The following is a 1,388-nucleotide window of genomic DNA, read 5'->3' as shown; positions in this document are numbered from 1 at the left end:
ACCAGATCGACCGCCGCCAGCGCGCTCGGGCGATGGGCCACCACCACGCAGATCCCGCCGCGCTGGCGCACCCCCAGGATCGCCTGCGTCAGCGCGTTCTCGCCCTCGTTGTCGAGGTTGGCGTTGGGCTCGTCCAGGATCACCAGGAACGGCTCGCGGTAGAGCGCCCGCGCCAGCCCCACCCGCTGGCGCTGCCCGGCCGAGAGCCCGGCCCCGCCCTCGCCGATGCGGGTGTCGTAGCCCTCCGAGAGCCGCAGGATCAGATCGTGCACCCCCGCCGCGCGGGCGGCCGCGATCACGTGCTCGGGGTCGGGATGGACCTCGAACCGGCTGATGTTCTCCGCGATCGTGCCGGCAAACAGCTCCACCTCCTGCGGCAGGAAGCCGATATGCGGCCCGAGATCGGCGCTCGACCACTGGTCCAGCGCCGCCCCATCCAGCCGGACCTTGCCGCGCACCGGCGGCCAGACGCCGACGAGCGCGCGCACCAGCGAGGACTTGCCCGAGGCCGAGGGGCCGATCACCCCGAGCCCCTGGCCGGCCTGGAGGGCGAAGGAGAGGTCCTGCACCACGAGGCGGGGCGCGCCGGGCGGGGCCACGCTGACCCCCTCCACGGCGAGGGAGCGGGTGGGCGCGGGCAGGGCGTGGGGCTGGCCGACGGCGGGGATGCGGGCGAGCAGCTCGGAGAGCCGGACCCAGGCCTGGCGGGCCTGCACGAAGCCCTTCCAGTTGGCGATGGCGAGCTCGGCCGGGGCGAGCGCGCGCGAGACCAGGATCGAGGAGGCGATGATGATGCCGGCGGTGGCCATGTTGTTGATCACGAGCCAGGCGCCCAGCGCCAGCACGCCCGATTGCAGGGCCATGCGGAAGACCTTGGAGCCGGCCCCGAAGCCGCCGGCGACGTCCGAGACGCGCTGCTGGGCGTCCATGTAGTCGCGGTTGGCCGCGGCCCAGCGGGCGCCGAGGCGGCCCTGCATGCCGAGCGCGGCCAGCACCTCGGCGTTGCGGCGGCCGGCCTCGGCCAGGCCGTTGCGGCGCAGGCCGTGGCCGGTGGCGGCCTGGGCGGGGGTGCGGGTGGCGCGGTCGGTGACGAAGGTGACGAGCGCCAGCACGACGGCGCCGACGATGGCGGCGACGCCGATGAGGGGATGGAACAGGAAGCAGATGACGAGGTAGATCGGCATCCAGGGCAGGTCGAAGAAGGCGCCGGGCCCGGCGCCGGCGAGGAAGCTGCGCAGGGCGTCGAGGTCGCGCAGGGGCAGGAGGCCGTCGCCGGGAGCGGCGCCCTTGAGGGGGGCGCGCACGACGAGGTCGAAGACGCGGGCGGAGAGGGCCTCGTCGAGCGCCGCGCCGACGCGGGCGAGGATGCGGGAGCGGATCATCTCCAG

At 75.0% G+C, this 1,388-nt stretch carries 1 protein-coding gene; it reads right to left on the bottom strand.

Annotation, left to right across the window (positions count from 1 at the left end):
* Positions 1-1,388: type I secretion system permease/ATPase (locus J2X36_RS26745; RefSeq protein ID WP_310355253.1), on the bottom strand; the 1,388-nt coding region annotated here is incomplete at both ends.

The sequence above is a fragment of the Methylobacterium sp. BE186 genome, assembly GCF_031457035.1.
Taxonomy (GTDB): Bacteria; Pseudomonadota; Alphaproteobacteria; order Rhizobiales; family Beijerinckiaceae; genus Methylobacterium; species Methylobacterium segetis.
Note: the sequence above shows the minus strand (reverse complement) of the source record. Positions and strands in the feature narration are given on the sequence as shown.